The sequence below is a fragment of the Clostridium sp. CF012 genome, assembly GCF_018861755.1.
Taxonomy (GTDB): domain Bacteria; phylum Bacillota; class Clostridia; order Clostridiales; family Clostridiaceae; genus Clostridium_AD.
In genome coordinates, this window is the sequence record NZ_JAHLEF010000021.1 from 65,895 (window position 1) to 80,240 (window position 14,346).

15 protein-coding genes, 2 rRNA genes and 1 pseudogene are annotated in these 14,346 nt (G+C 37.9%); all 18 read right to left on the reverse strand.

Annotated features, from left to right (window positions below; genetic code table 11):
* Positions 1-702, reverse strand: coding sequence for a cupin domain-containing protein (locus KPL50_RS17130; protein WP_216299764.1), 702 nt, complete (start codon positions 700-702; stop codon positions 1-3).
* A 66-nt stretch (positions 703-768) separates the two neighbouring features.
* Positions 769-1,317: a BMC domain-containing protein gene (locus KPL50_RS17135; RefSeq protein ID WP_216299765.1), complete on the reverse strand. Its 549-nt coding sequence runs from the start codon at positions 1,315-1,317 to the stop codon at positions 769-771.
* 1 nt (position 1,318) lies between these two features.
* Positions 1,319-2,647: a 4Fe-4S dicluster domain-containing protein gene (locus KPL50_RS17140; protein WP_216299766.1), complete on the reverse strand. Its 1,329-nt coding sequence runs from the start codon at positions 2,645-2,647 to the stop codon at positions 1,319-1,321.
* A 22-nt stretch (positions 2,648-2,669) separates the two neighbouring features.
* Positions 2,670-2,933, reverse strand: coding sequence for a EutN/CcmL family microcompartment protein (locus KPL50_RS17145; RefSeq protein ID WP_216299767.1), 264 nt, complete (start codon positions 2,931-2,933; stop codon positions 2,670-2,672).
* Positions 2,930-3,232: a BMC domain-containing protein gene (locus KPL50_RS17150; RefSeq protein WP_216299768.1), complete on the reverse strand. Its 303-nt coding sequence runs from the start codon at positions 3,230-3,232 to the stop codon at positions 2,930-2,932. The genes KPL50_RS17145 and KPL50_RS17150 overlap by 4 nt, the downstream gene beginning before the upstream one ends.
* An 18-nt stretch (positions 3,233-3,250) precedes the next feature.
* Positions 3,251-4,093, reverse strand: coding sequence for an ethanolamine utilization protein EutJ (eutJ, locus tag KPL50_RS17155; RefSeq protein ID WP_216299769.1), 843 nt, complete (start codon positions 4,091-4,093; stop codon positions 3,251-3,253).
* Entirely contained in the window at positions 4,075-4,755 is a 681-nt protein-coding gene (locus KPL50_RS17160; protein WP_216299770.1) for an ethanolamine utilization protein, read from the reverse strand. The genes eutJ and KPL50_RS17160 overlap by 19 nt, the downstream gene beginning before the upstream one ends.
* 12 nt (positions 4,756-4,767) lie before the next feature.
* Positions 4,768-5,217: a EutP/PduV family microcompartment system protein gene (locus KPL50_RS17165; RefSeq protein ID WP_216299771.1), complete on the reverse strand. Its 450-nt coding sequence runs from the start codon at positions 5,215-5,217 to the stop codon at positions 4,768-4,770.
* Entirely contained in the window at positions 5,214-5,567 is a 354-nt protein-coding gene (locus tag KPL50_RS17170; RefSeq protein WP_216299772.1) for a BMC domain-containing protein, read from the reverse strand. The genes KPL50_RS17165 and KPL50_RS17170 overlap by 4 nt, the downstream gene beginning before the upstream one ends.
* A 44-nt stretch (positions 5,568-5,611) precedes the next feature.
* On the reverse strand, positions 5,612-6,562 hold the full coding sequence (gene cutD / locus KPL50_RS17175; protein ID WP_216299773.1) for a choline TMA-lyase-activating enzyme: 951 nt from the start codon (positions 6,560-6,562) through the stop codon (positions 5,612-5,614).
* 118 nt (positions 6,563-6,680) lie between these two features.
* Positions 6,681-9,230 (reverse strand): choline trimethylamine-lyase, encoded by a 2,550-nt coding sequence (cutC, locus tag KPL50_RS17180; RefSeq protein ID WP_216299774.1) that lies wholly within the window; start codon positions 9,228-9,230, stop codon positions 6,681-6,683.
* 100 nt (positions 9,231-9,330) lie between these two features.
* On the reverse strand, positions 9,331-10,821 hold the full coding sequence (locus tag KPL50_RS17185) for an aldehyde dehydrogenase family protein (protein WP_216299775.1): 1,491 nt from the start codon (positions 10,819-10,821) through the stop codon (positions 9,331-9,333).
* Between the two features lie 54 nt (positions 10,822-10,875).
* Complete coding sequence (locus tag KPL50_RS27120) at positions 10,876-11,223, reverse strand: BMC domain-containing protein (protein ID WP_309245193.1); 348 nt, start codon at positions 11,221-11,223, stop codon at positions 10,876-10,878.
* Positions 11,203-11,490: pseudogene (locus KPL50_RS27125) on the reverse strand (BMC domain-containing protein); the annotation flags it as partial. The gene KPL50_RS27120 and the pseudogene KPL50_RS27125, both read right to left, overlap by 21 nt.
* Positions 11,491-11,869: 379 nt before the next feature.
* On the reverse strand, positions 11,870-12,136 hold the full coding sequence (locus tag KPL50_RS17195; protein WP_216299776.1) for a hypothetical protein: 267 nt from the start codon (positions 12,134-12,136) through the stop codon (positions 11,870-11,872).
* A 3-nt stretch (positions 12,137-12,139) separates the two neighbouring features.
* Positions 12,140-13,222, reverse strand: coding sequence for a hypothetical protein (locus tag KPL50_RS17200; RefSeq protein WP_216299780.1), 1,083 nt, complete (start codon positions 13,220-13,222; stop codon positions 12,140-12,142).
* A 699-nt stretch (positions 13,223-13,921) separates the two neighbouring features.
* Positions 13,922-14,038 (reverse strand): 5S ribosomal RNA (rrf, locus tag KPL50_RS17205).
* 59 nt (positions 14,039-14,097) lie between these two features.
* Positions 14,098-14,346: ribosomal RNA gene (locus tag KPL50_RS17210) — 23S ribosomal RNA — on the reverse strand; the annotation flags it as partial.

Genomic DNA, 14,346 nt, shown 5'->3' on the forward strand with positions numbered 1-14,346 from the left:
CTAATGTGTAACATAGAATGCTTTCATCTTGTTTGGTGAACCAAATGCTAATTTAGCTCCCTTAGGGAAGAATACTGAATCACCTGGATTTGCAGTATAAACCTTTCCGTTTACTGTTACTGTCAGTGTACCTTCCGCAACGCAGTAAATTTCTTCACAAGCGGTTTCCCAGTCGAAGGTACAATCTTCAATTGTAATAAATCCTGCATTCATTGAAGACCCATCATTAGCACTGATAATTTCCTGATAAAATACCTTATCATCTGGATTTCCAGTATCAAGAACTTCCATCTTTACGGTATTACCACGAACTACCTTCAAACCACAAGGATCACTTTCAGAAATATATGGCTTGCTTGAAACAGAATCAAGAATTCCATTTAGAAGTCCTTTATCCATCATAGCTTTAAATACCTTATATATCATATCAGCATCTATTCCGCCTTCACAGGCTTTGGCAAGTTCAGAAGCCATTCCTTCACAAGAACTCTTTTCCTCACAAGATTTTACTGGTACATAAGTTTTTTCTTCACAAGAAGACTTTATTTCACAGACAGGGGCGTCTGTAGAAAAATCTATTCCACAATTTCTCGCTGCGTCTTTGGCTGACGGAGTAATAATTGTATCGTTATCTATATACATTATCTTTTGTCCCTGTTTTACTGCATCTTCCACATTTTTTACACTAATCAATTTTTTCATTACTTCACATCCTTTTATTTATTGGTATAGTCATTGAAAACACCTTTATATATAAGTCCTAAAATATTAGAACAAAGATGACAACAGTCTATCTGAGGGTGAAGCTATAATCTCTGCATTCACTAACAGCCCTTTTTCTTTTGCAATAGTCTTTCCTGTTTCAATACCAGTCTCGACTGCACCCACATCGCCAGTGAAAGTAAAGAATGACTTACCACCTAGTCCATTTCCTAAACGGAGTTCTATCGGCTGTAAATCAGCAGCTTTCAGTATTGCATCAGCGGCGATAACCATGGTGGCCAAGGAGAAAGACTCCATAATTCCTAGTGCCTGAATTTCATCTGGCATAGTTGTACCTGTTATTGCTGGGAATACTGCGGGGCTTACATTTGGTATAACAATAGAATCAACCAAAAATTCTTCTGCCAATTTTTCACCAATATTCACTGAATCTTGAACTGATGAAACATCACCCTGGACAATAACTATATATTTTCCGGGGCAAACTGAACTGGCTGTAACTATTTCTACATCAGCAATTTTCAACATCTGATCTGCTGTATATATACCTCGCGCAATACTTGTAAATTCAACCATTCCTATTGCTATGGACATATTAATCCCTCCTTATTGCAATAAAATCATTTCCACACTCTATAACCGTTCCCGAAATGCTTGAATGAATTGCAGCACCCAAACTATCTTCAGGAATTTTACCAATTAACTGTCCAAGCTGCACATGATCCCCTATATTAACAAGGATCACTGCAGGCACCCCTACATGCTGCCTTGTTGCAATATGTACTAATTCAGGTTTTATTTCAACTTCCGTCATAGGAGCTGGCCTGTCAAAATCACGTAACCCTAGTCTTGCCACAAGACGCTTACTTGGAACCAATCGATATTCACGGCTTTTGCGGGAAGTGAATTCCGACTGCACTGGCTTATACCTTATATTCTGCTTTGCCAGTTTCTCTTTAAAATAGACATTTGCAGATTTCGGATAAAGTCCTACCGGGCAAGAGAACAGTTCACATAAATTACACTGACAGCATAGCTGGGCATTCTTCTGTCCTTCAACATCTGTTAGTGCATAGTTTAAAGCTGTCATCATCTTATGTGGTTGCACATTATGTCCAAGAAGGAAACGAGGACACATATCCGTACACATCCGGCATTGTTCACAGGAAGCTCTATTCACTCTTCTTGCCTGTTCAATATTCATAGATTTCTTGCGAATCAGAGCATGCTGTTTTTTCAAAATTACGAATCCCTTATTTTTCTTTGTAATATATCCATCAATATTATCCATCACAGGACCCATCATAGGACCACCGTCAATGACTGCATAGTCATCAAAATTTTCTATACCACTTTGCTTTAGCACATCTATAATAGGTGTGCCAACTGGCACCTTTATAGTCAAACTTTTCGGTATATCTCCTGCAACTGTGATATATTTTTCTGTAACAGGCTGTCCCATAGAGGCATTGTAAAGATTTAATACCGTTTCTGAATTTACTACTACACATCCAACCTGGATCGGGATACCCATTTCAGGAACAACTCTGCCAGTAAGTTCATAAACCAGAACTTGTTCATCACCTACTGGGTAAACATCGGGAAGCTCTTTCACTTCAACGAAATCACTTACCTGTAGCGCTTCTATCCTATCTCGCAAAATACAAATCGCTTCTTTATGCTTTCCTTTAACACCTATAAGAGCTTTACTTGCAGAAACAAACTTGCCAGCTGCTACAAATCCTTTTATTATTTCATCGGGAAATAGCTTCATCAACTGCTGATCCACCCTGAGTAACGGTTCACATTCAGCTCCGTTAAGAAGTATATATTCACATTTTGATGCTAGTTTTACATGAGTAGGGAATCCTGCACCACCTGCACCAATAACACCAGCTTCTCTAACCATATCAAGAAGACTCATTCTTATCCCTCCTGTTAGTTCTCTATTCAATGTTGCAATCGTCATCAATGATTCCGATAACTGCTGCATCAACTGGGATATTATCATCACCAAGCATTCGACGAGCCGCGGAACCCGTGCATACAATAACCTTGTCTCCAATACCGGCACTGATGGTATCAACAACAATCAATCGCTGACCAGCACTTGTGCCGCCAATTACTTCCGCCAGCATAAACTTTAGTCCATTAAGTGAGTCTGATTTTCTTGTTGCCCATACACTACCAATCAGTTTCGCTATTATCATAAATTTTTCTCCTTATTCATGCTGCGTTTAATCTCCTCAATGGCAGACTCAACAGATGAAGTATCGCCAAAAATTGCAATCATTATCATGTTCTGAGGACAACTTCCTCTAATATCTTCTACCATGACACCAACCGCCTTTTCTGCAATATCCGCTGCGCAAATCATCTCTATCATTCTCCCTTGCACCAGACCAACTGCATCAGTACAAATGGTGTCTTTACTAACTCCTGCCCCCATACGCCTCATAAGAATATCTATAGTACCCGCCGTAGGCGATTTAATAATTCGAAACTCCATATTTTATCCTCCCCCTTATCATATGCTTTCCTGGGTGCAACTAAGTGCTATTCCCAAAGGAGTTACAAACATCGGATTTTGCGGCTTATGAGTATAAATACCTGTCTGCTTCTCTATAATTTTTTCAATACCTGTAAGGCAACACGTTCCACCAACCAAACATATTTCTTGCACATCATAACCTTTGATATGCTGATTAATGATAGATGCAATTTTTTCAACTACTGGCTTAAGTACTGGTAACATTTCCTTGTGATTTTCTGGATTACGCTTATATATTTCTGCATCTGGAAAAGACATCTTATATGCACCAGAAACAACCAAGGAAAAATGTGTACCTCCTGTTGGCTCATCAGCAACATAAATAACTTCTCCATTCTTTAGAATAGAAATTCCGGTGGTTCCGCCGCCAACATCCACAACTGCACCATCTAAAATTTTCAGTACATTATTGGCAGCCGTAGATTCATCAAGCACGCATGTAATTTCAAACCCAGCAGCCTGAACCACATTGCTAACTGCACCTGAATCCAAAGCATCTGTCCCAGGGGGAATTGCAGCAGCTGCATATAAAAGTTCTGCACCCAATTTCGCCTCAATCTCCTGCTTAAGTTCTCTAACAATTTTAATTGCGCCAATATAATCCACAACCATACCATCTCGAACTACATCTGCATATCTATAAGCACCTGCTACCGGTTTGTAGTTTTCATCCAAAACAGCTAAAACAACACATGCAGTACCTAAATCAACTCCTGTATAGTAAACGGAAGATTTACTCACAATAGGGTGTTCCACTACATATTCAAAATCCCTAACAAGCTGATCACAGTATTCAAAATTCAACTTTTTCTCTGACATTCTTTACCTCCTAAAACCGAACAAATCATTTGAGACAAGGTATTAATAATCTGATTAACCTTCCCAATAACTTCTGTGCATAGTTCCTTCCCATCATCACTGTCCTCATATAGTTCTAAAACAACTGGTTCAATTTCACGAAGATCACATCGTAGTCTGTGCATAAGTATAATCTTCCTTCCCTGTTTAAGTTCCATATGGGACTCTGTGATTTCAAAGCAGTCATCCAAATCTTCTGAAAATTTATCAGCCTTTATGCCTGTGCATTCAGTGAAACTTAAGTTTTCCACCGCGGCCTTACCCTCTATATGATTTTTAATGAAGGAGAACTGTTTACCTAAATTAATAACACTCTGTGCCAAAGAAGCATCCCCACTCAAAAGTTCTTCGTAAGATTGAAGAAACAAGGCTTCCGTAGAATTCATCTTACTGCGTAGTTTCTTCTTTTTCCAATTAACCTTCCTCTGGATTACTTCAGATGACTTCTTTGTACTTACAGTGTTTTGTTTTGTATAAGAATCAGTGTCAAACATATTAATGCCACGATCCGACAGGAACTGACGCGCTCCAGGCGTAAGTCTCGCTCCTGGCTCTATCTCATAATTTGTAAAAGGTTCTCTTCTATTTAAATCCCGCAAATCATTTTCGGTAATAAATTTCATCTTAGTCCCCCTTTACTCTTTTTTTTCAAAAGTAAGTAAATATTGTTTCAAATCAGCTATGCCCACCCCACTGGAAACACTAATGTTAAAATAAGGCTCAGATACTCCTATGTGCTTAAGCTGTTTCAAACACAATTCCTGATTTTCAGGCATTAAATCAATTTTCGTTATTACACCTATTACAGGACATCTAAACGCCTTGGCAAAACCTGGGGAATAGATATTACTGTACTTTGACTGATCAACTAAGATCAAAACAAGTGATGCATCCTGTGCAGCTGCAATTAAATGTTTGTACATCCAAGGGTTTTCAATATAAGACCCTGGTACATCTATAGTATTCTTTCCATAAATCATATCCTGTGTTTTCCTGAGTGGACCATCATAATCATTAAGGATATTCACCAATGTGGTCTTACCACAATGTGTTGGCCCTATTACCATTACACGTTTCTTTCTCATGTTCTTGTAATTTTCGCTATGGCAAAGTCCAACAAATCTTTCAATGTATCATTTACTGCAATAAGTGCTGTTTCAACGCTCTGAACATCACCTACAAGAATTAAAGACCCAGTAAAACGATCTAAAAATCCAATTTCAACATCTGCAGCCTTTGTTGCGACATCCGCTGCAATTATAGCCGCTTCATATGGTGTTATAGTTAAAATTCCAATTGACCCTTTATTGTCTATCCCCAAGCGCTCATAAATGTCCGGCATAGGGGATGCAATAACATGAGCAATTGTAACCTGCTTTCCAGGTACTGATTCTTCTATGACACGTTGTATAGCATTTTCACCAACTGTTCCCATAAAAGTTACCTCTCAATCTATTTTTTATTTTAACAAACTTTTTATCAGTGTTTGATAACCACAACTGGAAAATCATATTTTTTTATCCAGCTCTCGATCATGTCAAGTTCTTCACTGCTTAAGCTTGGATCTCCCTTTATTGGATACTCCATTTCCAACTGTGTGTATTTATTTACACCCATTTTGTGGTAAGGAAGCAAATCTATTCCTTTGAAATTTTTGTATTCACGGAAAGGCATCAAAAATTCAATTACACTCTCAATCTCATCCCGTCTATCATTTATGCCTTTAAGCAATGGCATTCTCACCTTAACATTATACCTACGTTTTAAAAGTTCTTTTAAATTTTCTAGTATTCTCTCATTGTGAACTCCCGTAAGTTCATAGTGACGCTCAGCATCAACGTGCTTTATATCAAAAAGGAATAAATCCGTGAACTGCGCAACTTGAAGTATTGATTCCAGTTTTGCATAGCCTGATGTTTCAATAGCAGTATTGATTCCTTCTTGCTTACATGTCATAAGCAAATTTGTTGCGAATTCAGGTTGCATAAGTACCTCTCCGCCACCTAACGTAACGCCACCACCTGATACATCATAAAACATAATGTCTTCTTGAATAATTTCCATAAGCTGCGAAACAGTTTTTACCTGACCAACAATAGATAATGCAGATTCAGTACAAATTTCCTCACATTTTCGGCAACCTATACAATCAATGCTATGGTTTATCTCATGTTTTAGCTCTTTTGAAATAGTATGTATGGAAACGGGGCAAACACTAACACAGGCACCACAATTAGTACAGGAATCTCTTTTAAACATAACTTGATGTTTTCGTTCAAGACCTTCAGGGTTAGCACACCACTTGCAACGCAATGGACATCCCTTAAAAAATACCAGTGTCCTTACTCCCGGACCATCATACATATTATATTTTTGAACATTGAAAATCAATGCTTTTCTTTCTATTACAGCTACTTTTGTATTGCTCATAATATCTAATCTCCCGTTCAAATAAATAATTCAACTGGACCCAATCCTCTAGCATAACCTGCAGCATAAGAGAATCGGGCGTCAGTTAACTCATTTTAGAGTCAATGGAATACCCTAATTAGAAATGTGTCAGCATAGTTCTACTGATAATTTCATCCTGAACATCCTTGCACAATTCAACAAAGAATGCACTGTAACCTGCAACCCTAACAATCAAGTCACGATACTGCTGTGGATTCTTTTGTGCTGCAATCAATGTGTCATTGTCAAGGTAATTAAACTGCATCTCTCCATTGCCAAAGACACAAGCAGTACGAAGTAATGTAAGAATACCCTCTTCGCCTTCTGGTGTATCCAGTAGTCCCGCCATAAGCTTAAAGTTGTGAACCATCCCTATGTTCATAGTGTCACAAGCCATCTTGGAAACGGATTTAATAATAGCAGTTGGCCCTTTAAAATCCGCACCTTGCGTCGGACTGATTCCATCGGATAATGGTGACCAAGCTTCACGGCCGTTAGCAGATGCACCAAGTAGTTGTCCAAAAGGTGTATTGTTTGAGATAGACAGTGTACCATGACTTAACACAGAATAAAGAGTCTTGTACTTTCTATGTTCTCTCTCTGTGAAGTTAATCAAATCGGAAGCAATTAAATCTACATAATCATCATCATTACCGTACTTAGGAGCTTTCAGGCAATCACTTTTCATCTGTTCATATCCTACAAATTCAGCTTTTAATCCTTCATTTAGTTGCTTCAAAGTATACTTCTTCTCATCGAATACTAACTTCTTGATAGCAGCCATAGAGTCTGCATGAGTAGCAAGTCCTGACCATATAACACCAGGTCCGAAGTTGTACATAGCGCCCCCAGCAGAAACATCCCTACCACTCTCCATTGTACCCTCAAACATAATGGACATTAGAGGCTTTGGAGCTAGTTCTCTGTGGACACGTTGAGAAATAACAGTAGCAACACTTGACCACTTTGTAATATATTTGATTTGTTCCTTAACAGCATTGTCGAACTGTTCATAAGTTTTGAAATTATCCAAGTCTCCCATATCAGGACAAACTTGCTTTTTATACCATAGTGGAACACCGTGGTTTAGAACTAATTCTATACATATTGGCCACTGGGTATAAGCAGTTGAAGTCCACTGATACAAACGACCTGATTTTTGAGGTTCAACACAACCCATAAGGCAATAGTCCCTAGCATCTTCCATAGAAACACCTTTTGATAGCATCATCTTAATATGAGCATCGTCGAAATGGCAAGCTGGGAATCCCATACCAGCACGAACAACGTCAACAATTTTCTTCATATACTTCTTAGGTGACTTGTTGTGGATACGTGTAGCTAAGGATGGTTGGTAAATTTTAACATGACGAACAGCATCCATCAGTAGGTATGTTAGATCATTTGTTGCATCAAGACCCTCACGAGTAACACCGCCAACGCACATGTTTACAAATGGCTGATATCCGGCAAAGAACTTAGAACCGCCTTCACTTGTAATCCACATCATCTCAGACATTTTAATAAGCATACTACCAGATAGTTCAAATGCTTCAAACTCACTCATGCGACCTTGCTCTATATCTGCCTTGTAGAATGGATACATATATTGATCAACACGACCGATAGACATACCAGTTTGGTTCTCCTCAACTACTAGAAGTGATTCAATGGTCCAAACGGACTGAATTGCTTCCCAGAAATTACGAGGCTTATGTGCAGGAACATGTGCGTTTACTTCTGAAATCCTCAGTAACTCTGCTTTACGCTTAGGGTTAGTTTCCTTTGCAGCTAACTGTGCTGCATGATCAGATAAACGTTTAGCATAAATCATAACTCCTTCAGTAGTGTCAATAACAGATTTATAGTAATAAATCTTGTCTATATCTTCTGGATTTTGGTAATCTAGCTTTTCCAAATGATCTTTTGCTTCCTTTTGAATATCTAGCATTCCCTTCTCCATAAGGATTATGTCATATCCAGGGTTTGAATCACCACCACCATTTATTGCATGGTAAGAGCAATCTGAAACGTAAGATTCTCCAGATAGTTCCCAAAGGCCTGCCTCACGATACTGATCTTCACAGTATTCATCAACGGATTTTCCTTTCCAGAAAGGGAAAAGTTCTTCACGCATATATTTTTTATCCTCATCAGATATATAAAAAGGATCTTGAGCACGGGTTCCGATAGTATCAAGTTCATCTTCCATCCATCTCCATGCAATATCAGGAGAACAAGCTCCAGCACGAGGTGCGCCGCAAGGTGCTCCTACGATTAATTCATCCTCTTGTATTAACAAAGGTGCTGTTTCACAACAATATCTGAAACTTTTACCACGGAATACACTTTTAGGCATTCCTGGATTTTCCTTTGCCATCTTAGTAATTGCACGAGCACGATGAGTTGTGATTGTAGGCGTCCATTTTAAATAGTTTTCTTTCAGTCTTTGCAGACGCTCTGTAATTCCATTTGGAACTTTTCCATCATTGTCAGAAGATGCTACGTAAGTCACAGAATCTACTTCATCTTTTTTTGTAATTTCTTTTGAAACTCCCTCAAACATCTTCATTAAAGCTGATCGCTCCTCTGCAGACATACTTTTAGTTGCTTCTGCAAATTTACTTGAAAATTCACGAATATCCATAATTCTTCTCCCTCACTCTTCCATAATTATTCTAAATTTTTACTTCTTATTTTCAAAACCTATATCTATTATTTATCATCCTACATACAGATCTATAATTCTATTTAACCTCTTGAAGAACTTTTTTTAATATATTCTGCAACATCTGTAGGTCCTCTGAATTATATTCTGACAGCTTTTGCGCGGCTGGCAATGGAGTTTTTTTCTCTACATGCACTCCATGAATAATATCTTCTATGTTCCGAACACCATACCCTACTTTTCGTATATAAACAAGATTCATTGGGGAAACATTATCTGAAGTCATACCTTGCCCCGTGGATCCGCTACCAAGAGTCATAGCAGGAAACAAATTAGTTGTAGCACCCATGCTACCAAAGGCAGCAGGTGTATTCACAAGCATCCTACCCACCGGTTTTTTTAATGCAAACATGCGAATTACATCTTCATCTTTTGAATGCATAACAAGGGTGTGTCCGTGCCTCTCGTTTAAGAGCAGCTCAATGCACTTTTCGCAAGCATGCATCCAATCATCTTCGATGTAGTAAGCCAATACTGGGCAGAGCTTTTCCTTAGAATAAGGATTAGTCTCGGAAACATATTTCTGCTGGGAAATCAGAAGTACTGTACTGCTAGGAGCAGAAAAACTTGCTCTCTTAGCCAGTTCCTGTACAGATTTCCCTACCAATTCTGAGTTCAAACTCCCATCAGAAAGGTAAAAGAGAGAACCAAGTCTTTCTGCTTCTTCCTCTGTCATAAAATATGCACCCTTGCTTTGTAGCTCAAGTTTTACCTCAGCTTCAATACAGCCGTCTACAACAATAGATTGTTCCGCCCCTGATGCAATTCCATTATCAAAGGTCTTACTAGCAATAATATCGCTCACCGCTTGCTTAATATCAGCTGTGCGTTCAATAAATGCCGGTCCATTGCCAGTTCCCCCATAAATCACAGGTTTTCCAGATTTATATGATTCATTAAGCATTTCAGGTACACCTGTATTCATAATCAAGGAGGTTCCCTTGTGATTCATTAACTGGATTGTCCCAGAAGTAGTCACAGTGTGTAAATATGTAAGCGCTCCTTCTGGAAGTCCAAATTTCTCAGCTACAAGAATCATAATGTCAAGTGCCTTGCAAATTGTTTTCTTCGCTCTAGGGTTCGGAGAAAAGATAATCGCATTACCAGACTTGATTGCAATTAACGCCTTGTAGATGGTGGTGGAAACAGGACTGGTAGCAGGACATAGTGCAATAATTACACCCACAGGTACGCCTATATCCATGGTTTTTTTTTCGAGGTTCTCATCAATAATACCTACACAACGCATTCCACGAAGTACGTTCGGTAAATGCTCAGAGGCAAATTGATTTTTGATATATTTATCCTGCCATTTGCCATAATCAGTTTCATCATGTGACATAATGGCAAGTTCACGGGCATACTTCCCAATCTCTTCTGCCATCCGCTCAACAATCTCATCTAGTTTTTCTTGCGGAAAAGTTGCTAGTAGCTTTTGTGCTTCACAAGCATTTTCGGCAATAATTCGAGCTTCTTGAATTGATAGCAAATCATTGTCAATAATATTCATTCCTGACTCCTCTTTTCATTTTCATTAACTCAGTGCTGATACATCAGCCACATATTAAGGATTTAAAGTTTCAAGTGAATAAAGTCCAATAATTTTTTCAAGGTCTTGATGTGGACTTGCAATAACGACTGAGCTATAAACTTCAGCACCCATATCTGTTACAGCTTGTATACCAGCCTCTACAGATGCTTTACATGCTCCTACATCTCCACGAACCAATACAGAAATATAACCAGAGGCTACATTTTCGAAACCAATCAATTCAACATCTGCAGCTTTGCACATTGCATCTGCAGCCTCTAAAGCAAAAACTATACCAAAAGTTTCTATTAATCCTAAAGCTCTATATTTACCCTTTGATACTACTTCCTCTGTATCAGGTAATTGATATACTGAAACAATGTCTCCAATGTCTTTAATCGGACGTGGCATAACATTTTGTGCTGTTAATGTACCTATTGCAGCTGCTGCCACAGCTCCTGCTTCAACTGACGCCTTAACGGCACCAACGTCACCCTTTACCATAACTGTAACAAGAGTGGAACCTATGTTTTCATATGCTACCAGTTCAACATTAGCTGCCTTAAGCATTTTATCTGCCGCCTCAATTGCTGGAACCATACCTAATGTTTCAATAACCCCTAACGCTTCTTCTCCATAATACCTCACTACATATTCCTCCTTTTATGCTATATCTTCCGGATTTTTTACACATACACTTATTAAGTATCTTGATTTTCTTAAATTTGACTCTACCATCAATGCATTAAACGTTTTCTTTTATATAGTATTCTCATCTGGAACTATGATTTGACTTTAAGTTAATAATAACTGAATAACACATTTTTTCATGGTATAAAGTGCGGTATTTTACCGCATTATATCCACTTGTTCTTTCAAAGTTTTGTACTATCGTTACATTCTTGCACTAATAGTCTTAATTTATTTTTTATCAAGATATTATAAGACGTTTTTCTCCTAGATCTTAATGCATATGAATATTTTCTATCCATTGTGTAAGTCAATATTCATATAATAGCTCAAGTCATTAATCCTTAATGTAATTATTAATTGTAGCTGCGCCTTCATCATTCGCATGATAGTAAATCCTTAAATTACCTGACTTATCCAGATCAAAACTTTTTTCTTCAAGAAGGCCATTTGCTTCAGCTGTCATTAAAGCTGACATAACATCATTTTTATTAAAAGCTTTGAAGTTACCATATTGACCTTTTAAAGCTTCAATAACGTCATCTGCACATGCTCCTTTAATTTTTGTAAAATGTTTTAAAATAGCAAAATTAAGTGGTTTCATCAATTACGCCTCCTTTTTTCTTAATAAATCCATTGGATTCATTGCGATTATCAAAATACCAATTGCCATTAATACAGCACAAAACCAAGAAATAGGAGAGAGTGTCCAACCTTCAATACCGAAACCCACACCAAGTATTATCCAGCAACAGAATGGTCCGAAGAAAGAGTAAGTTCCATTAGTTGCCATACCAAGCGCAACACCAGTCATACTAGAGCCCTTATACCAAGCCATAAATGAAAGATAAGCACAAAGACCACTAACAGCAAACCAAATCATAGCATTACCACTTGTAAATGCTTGACCAATAACCTGGAATGAAAGACCTGCATTACCACCTACTATAGCTATGATAGGAATAAATATAAATAAATTTGCAAGGCCTGATGTTGTCTGACGGATAGTAATACCAATCTCTGAATCTACCATTGATGTACTGTAACCAGCTATACAACCTTCAATACCCCAGCCGATAGCAGCTACAAGAGCAGCTATAATACCTATACCTACACCTTCTTGTGCCCCTCCGGTAATACTTGATATACCAATCAAAGCACTTGCAGAAACACAGATAGTAATACCTAAAATCATACGTTTTGTTAATGCTTGCTTGTATAAAACTCTGCCTAAAATAGCACCAATAGCTGGGCAAAGGGCAGAAATTGGAACAATGATTGAACCAGCTGATGCAAGACCAATAACATAAGCTGAATTAGCAATAGGACCTCCCATAAGTGCAGCTAACATAATCATGCGGCCCGGTTTAGTATTAAGCGTTCTAAAGAAATCTCCAAGTTTACCTCTAACAGCTGCCATACCTAATGCCCAAACAGCACTGCAAGTATCATTTACGCCACAACCAAGTGCACCAATCACATATATAAGAGCAAATGAAGATAAACCAGATGTATTTGCTCCATACCAATCTCCCCAAATCCCCTTTGACATAGCTAATGCCAAAAATGCCGAAAATAATCCATATGAAAATCCTGAGAATAAACCAATTGTAATTCCTTTTCTAAAAAATCCTGATAATAACTTTTTTTTAGCTACGACTGCAGTCGTATTAGCTACTGCTTCTGACATAATATTACCTCCAATATTTTTGTTGTTTTCTTCTTCTGGTCTATCAAGAAGACCTTTTAAGATTTTAAAGTTATGAACAATTCCAATATTCATTGATCCACAAATCATATTACCTACGCCTTTAATAGTACCTGTATGACCTCCCCTAGTAGGGGTTAAACCATCTGAGAGTGCTATCTCCTCCTTTTCCTTCACATGGTCCTTAGAAATTTCTTTGTATAGTTTTAGTTGCCTTAGAATTTAACTTTACTTAAGCAAGGCATAATATAACGTTCCCATAACAATATATTACCGCCACAAACTACTATTTGTTTTATCTTAATAATAACCCACTAAGATATTTTTTCATGGCATAAATTTCAATGTTTTACTGCATTATAACCGCCAATTTTATAGAATTTTTGTACTTTCGTTATTTTATTGCACTAATAGTAGGGAATTTTGTCTTTTATTCAAATACCATGCGACATTTTTTTCATATTCTTTTAGCTTTGAGGGATATAATTGTTATAATATATAGTAATAGCAATCGCTTCCACTAATCCTATTTCTGCTATCATAAAAAAGCTATACAACAAAATAACAAGAAAGCATGTTGCTTTCTTGTTATTTTGTTGTATAGCTAAATTAAACTAAAATCACACTCTATAGAATAATGCAAATAAAAACCACTAAGTTAGACTTAGTGGTTTTTTTCTTACCTGGCGACAACCTACTCTCCCACAAGGTCACCCCTGCAGTACCATTGGCGCATTGAAGCTTAACCTTCGTGTTCGGTATGGGAACGGGTGTTACCTTCATGCCATAATCACCAGATTGAGAAAATTAATATTCTCTCAAAATTGCACAGTGAAATTTTTCGCTTCATATATATTAAGGTCAAGCCCTCGACTTATTAGTATTAGTCAGCTGAACATGTTACCATGCTTACACCTCTAACCTATCAACCTGGTGTTCTTCCAGGAGTCTTACTAACACCGCACTTACGTGCGAGTTATGGGAAATCTCATCTCAGGGTGGGCTTCACGCTTAGATGCTTTCAGCGTTTATCCCTTCCAAACATAGCTACCCAGCGATGCCACTGGCGTGACAACTGGTGCACCAGAGGTTTGTCCATCCCGGTC

What these genes read in the sequence shown, in the direction of transcription:
- KPL50_RS17130 (WP_216299764.1), bottom strand. Translation starts at nt 702, where the DNA reads ATGAAAAAATTGATTAGTGTAAAAAATGTGGAAGATGCAGTAAAACAG.
- KPL50_RS17135 (WP_216299765.1), bottom strand. Translation starts at nt 1,317, where the DNA reads ATGTCCATAGCAATAGGAATGGTTGAATTTACAAGTATTGCGCGAGGT.
- KPL50_RS17140 (WP_216299766.1), bottom strand. Translation starts at nt 2,647, where the DNA reads ATGAGTCTTCTTGATATGGTTAGAGAAGCTGGTGTTATTGGTGCAGGT.
- KPL50_RS17145 (WP_216299767.1), bottom strand. Translation starts at nt 2,933, where the DNA reads ATGATAATAGCGAAACTGATTGGTAGTGTATGGGCAACAAGAAAATCA.
- KPL50_RS17150 (WP_216299768.1), bottom strand. Translation starts at nt 3,232, where the DNA reads ATGGAGTTTCGAATTATTAAATCGCCTACGGCGGGTACTATAGATATT.
- eutJ (WP_216299769.1), bottom strand. Translation starts at nt 4,093, where the DNA reads ATGTCAGAGAAAAAGTTGAATTTTGAATACTGTGATCAGCTTGTTAGG.
- KPL50_RS17160 (WP_216299770.1), bottom strand. Translation starts at nt 4,755, where the DNA reads ATGAAATTTATTACCGAAAATGATTTGCGGGATTTAAATAGAAGAGAA.
- KPL50_RS17165 (WP_216299771.1), bottom strand. Translation starts at nt 5,217, where the DNA reads ATGAGAAAGAAACGTGTAATGGTAATAGGGCCAACACATTGTGGTAAG.
- KPL50_RS17170 (WP_216299772.1), bottom strand. Translation starts at nt 5,567, where the DNA reads ATGGGAACAGTTGGTGAAAATGCTATACAACGTGTCATAGAAGAATCA.
- cutD (WP_216299773.1), bottom strand. Translation starts at nt 6,562, where the DNA reads ATGAGCAATACAAAAGTAGCTGTAATAGAAAGAAAAGCATTGATTTTC.
- cutC (WP_216299774.1), bottom strand. Translation starts at nt 9,230, where the DNA reads ATGGATATTCGTGAATTTTCAAGTAAATTTGCAGAAGCAACTAAAAGT.
- KPL50_RS17185 (WP_216299775.1), bottom strand. Translation starts at nt 10,821, where the DNA reads ATGAATATTATTGACAATGATTTGCTATCAATTCAAGAAGCTCGAATT.
- KPL50_RS17195 (WP_216299776.1), bottom strand. Translation starts at nt 12,136, where the DNA reads ATGAAACCACTTAATTTTGCTATTTTAAAACATTTTACAAAAATTAAA.
- KPL50_RS17200 (WP_216299780.1), bottom strand. Translation starts at nt 13,222, where the DNA reads ATGTCAGAAGCAGTAGCTAATACGACTGCAGTCGTAGCTAAAAAAAAG.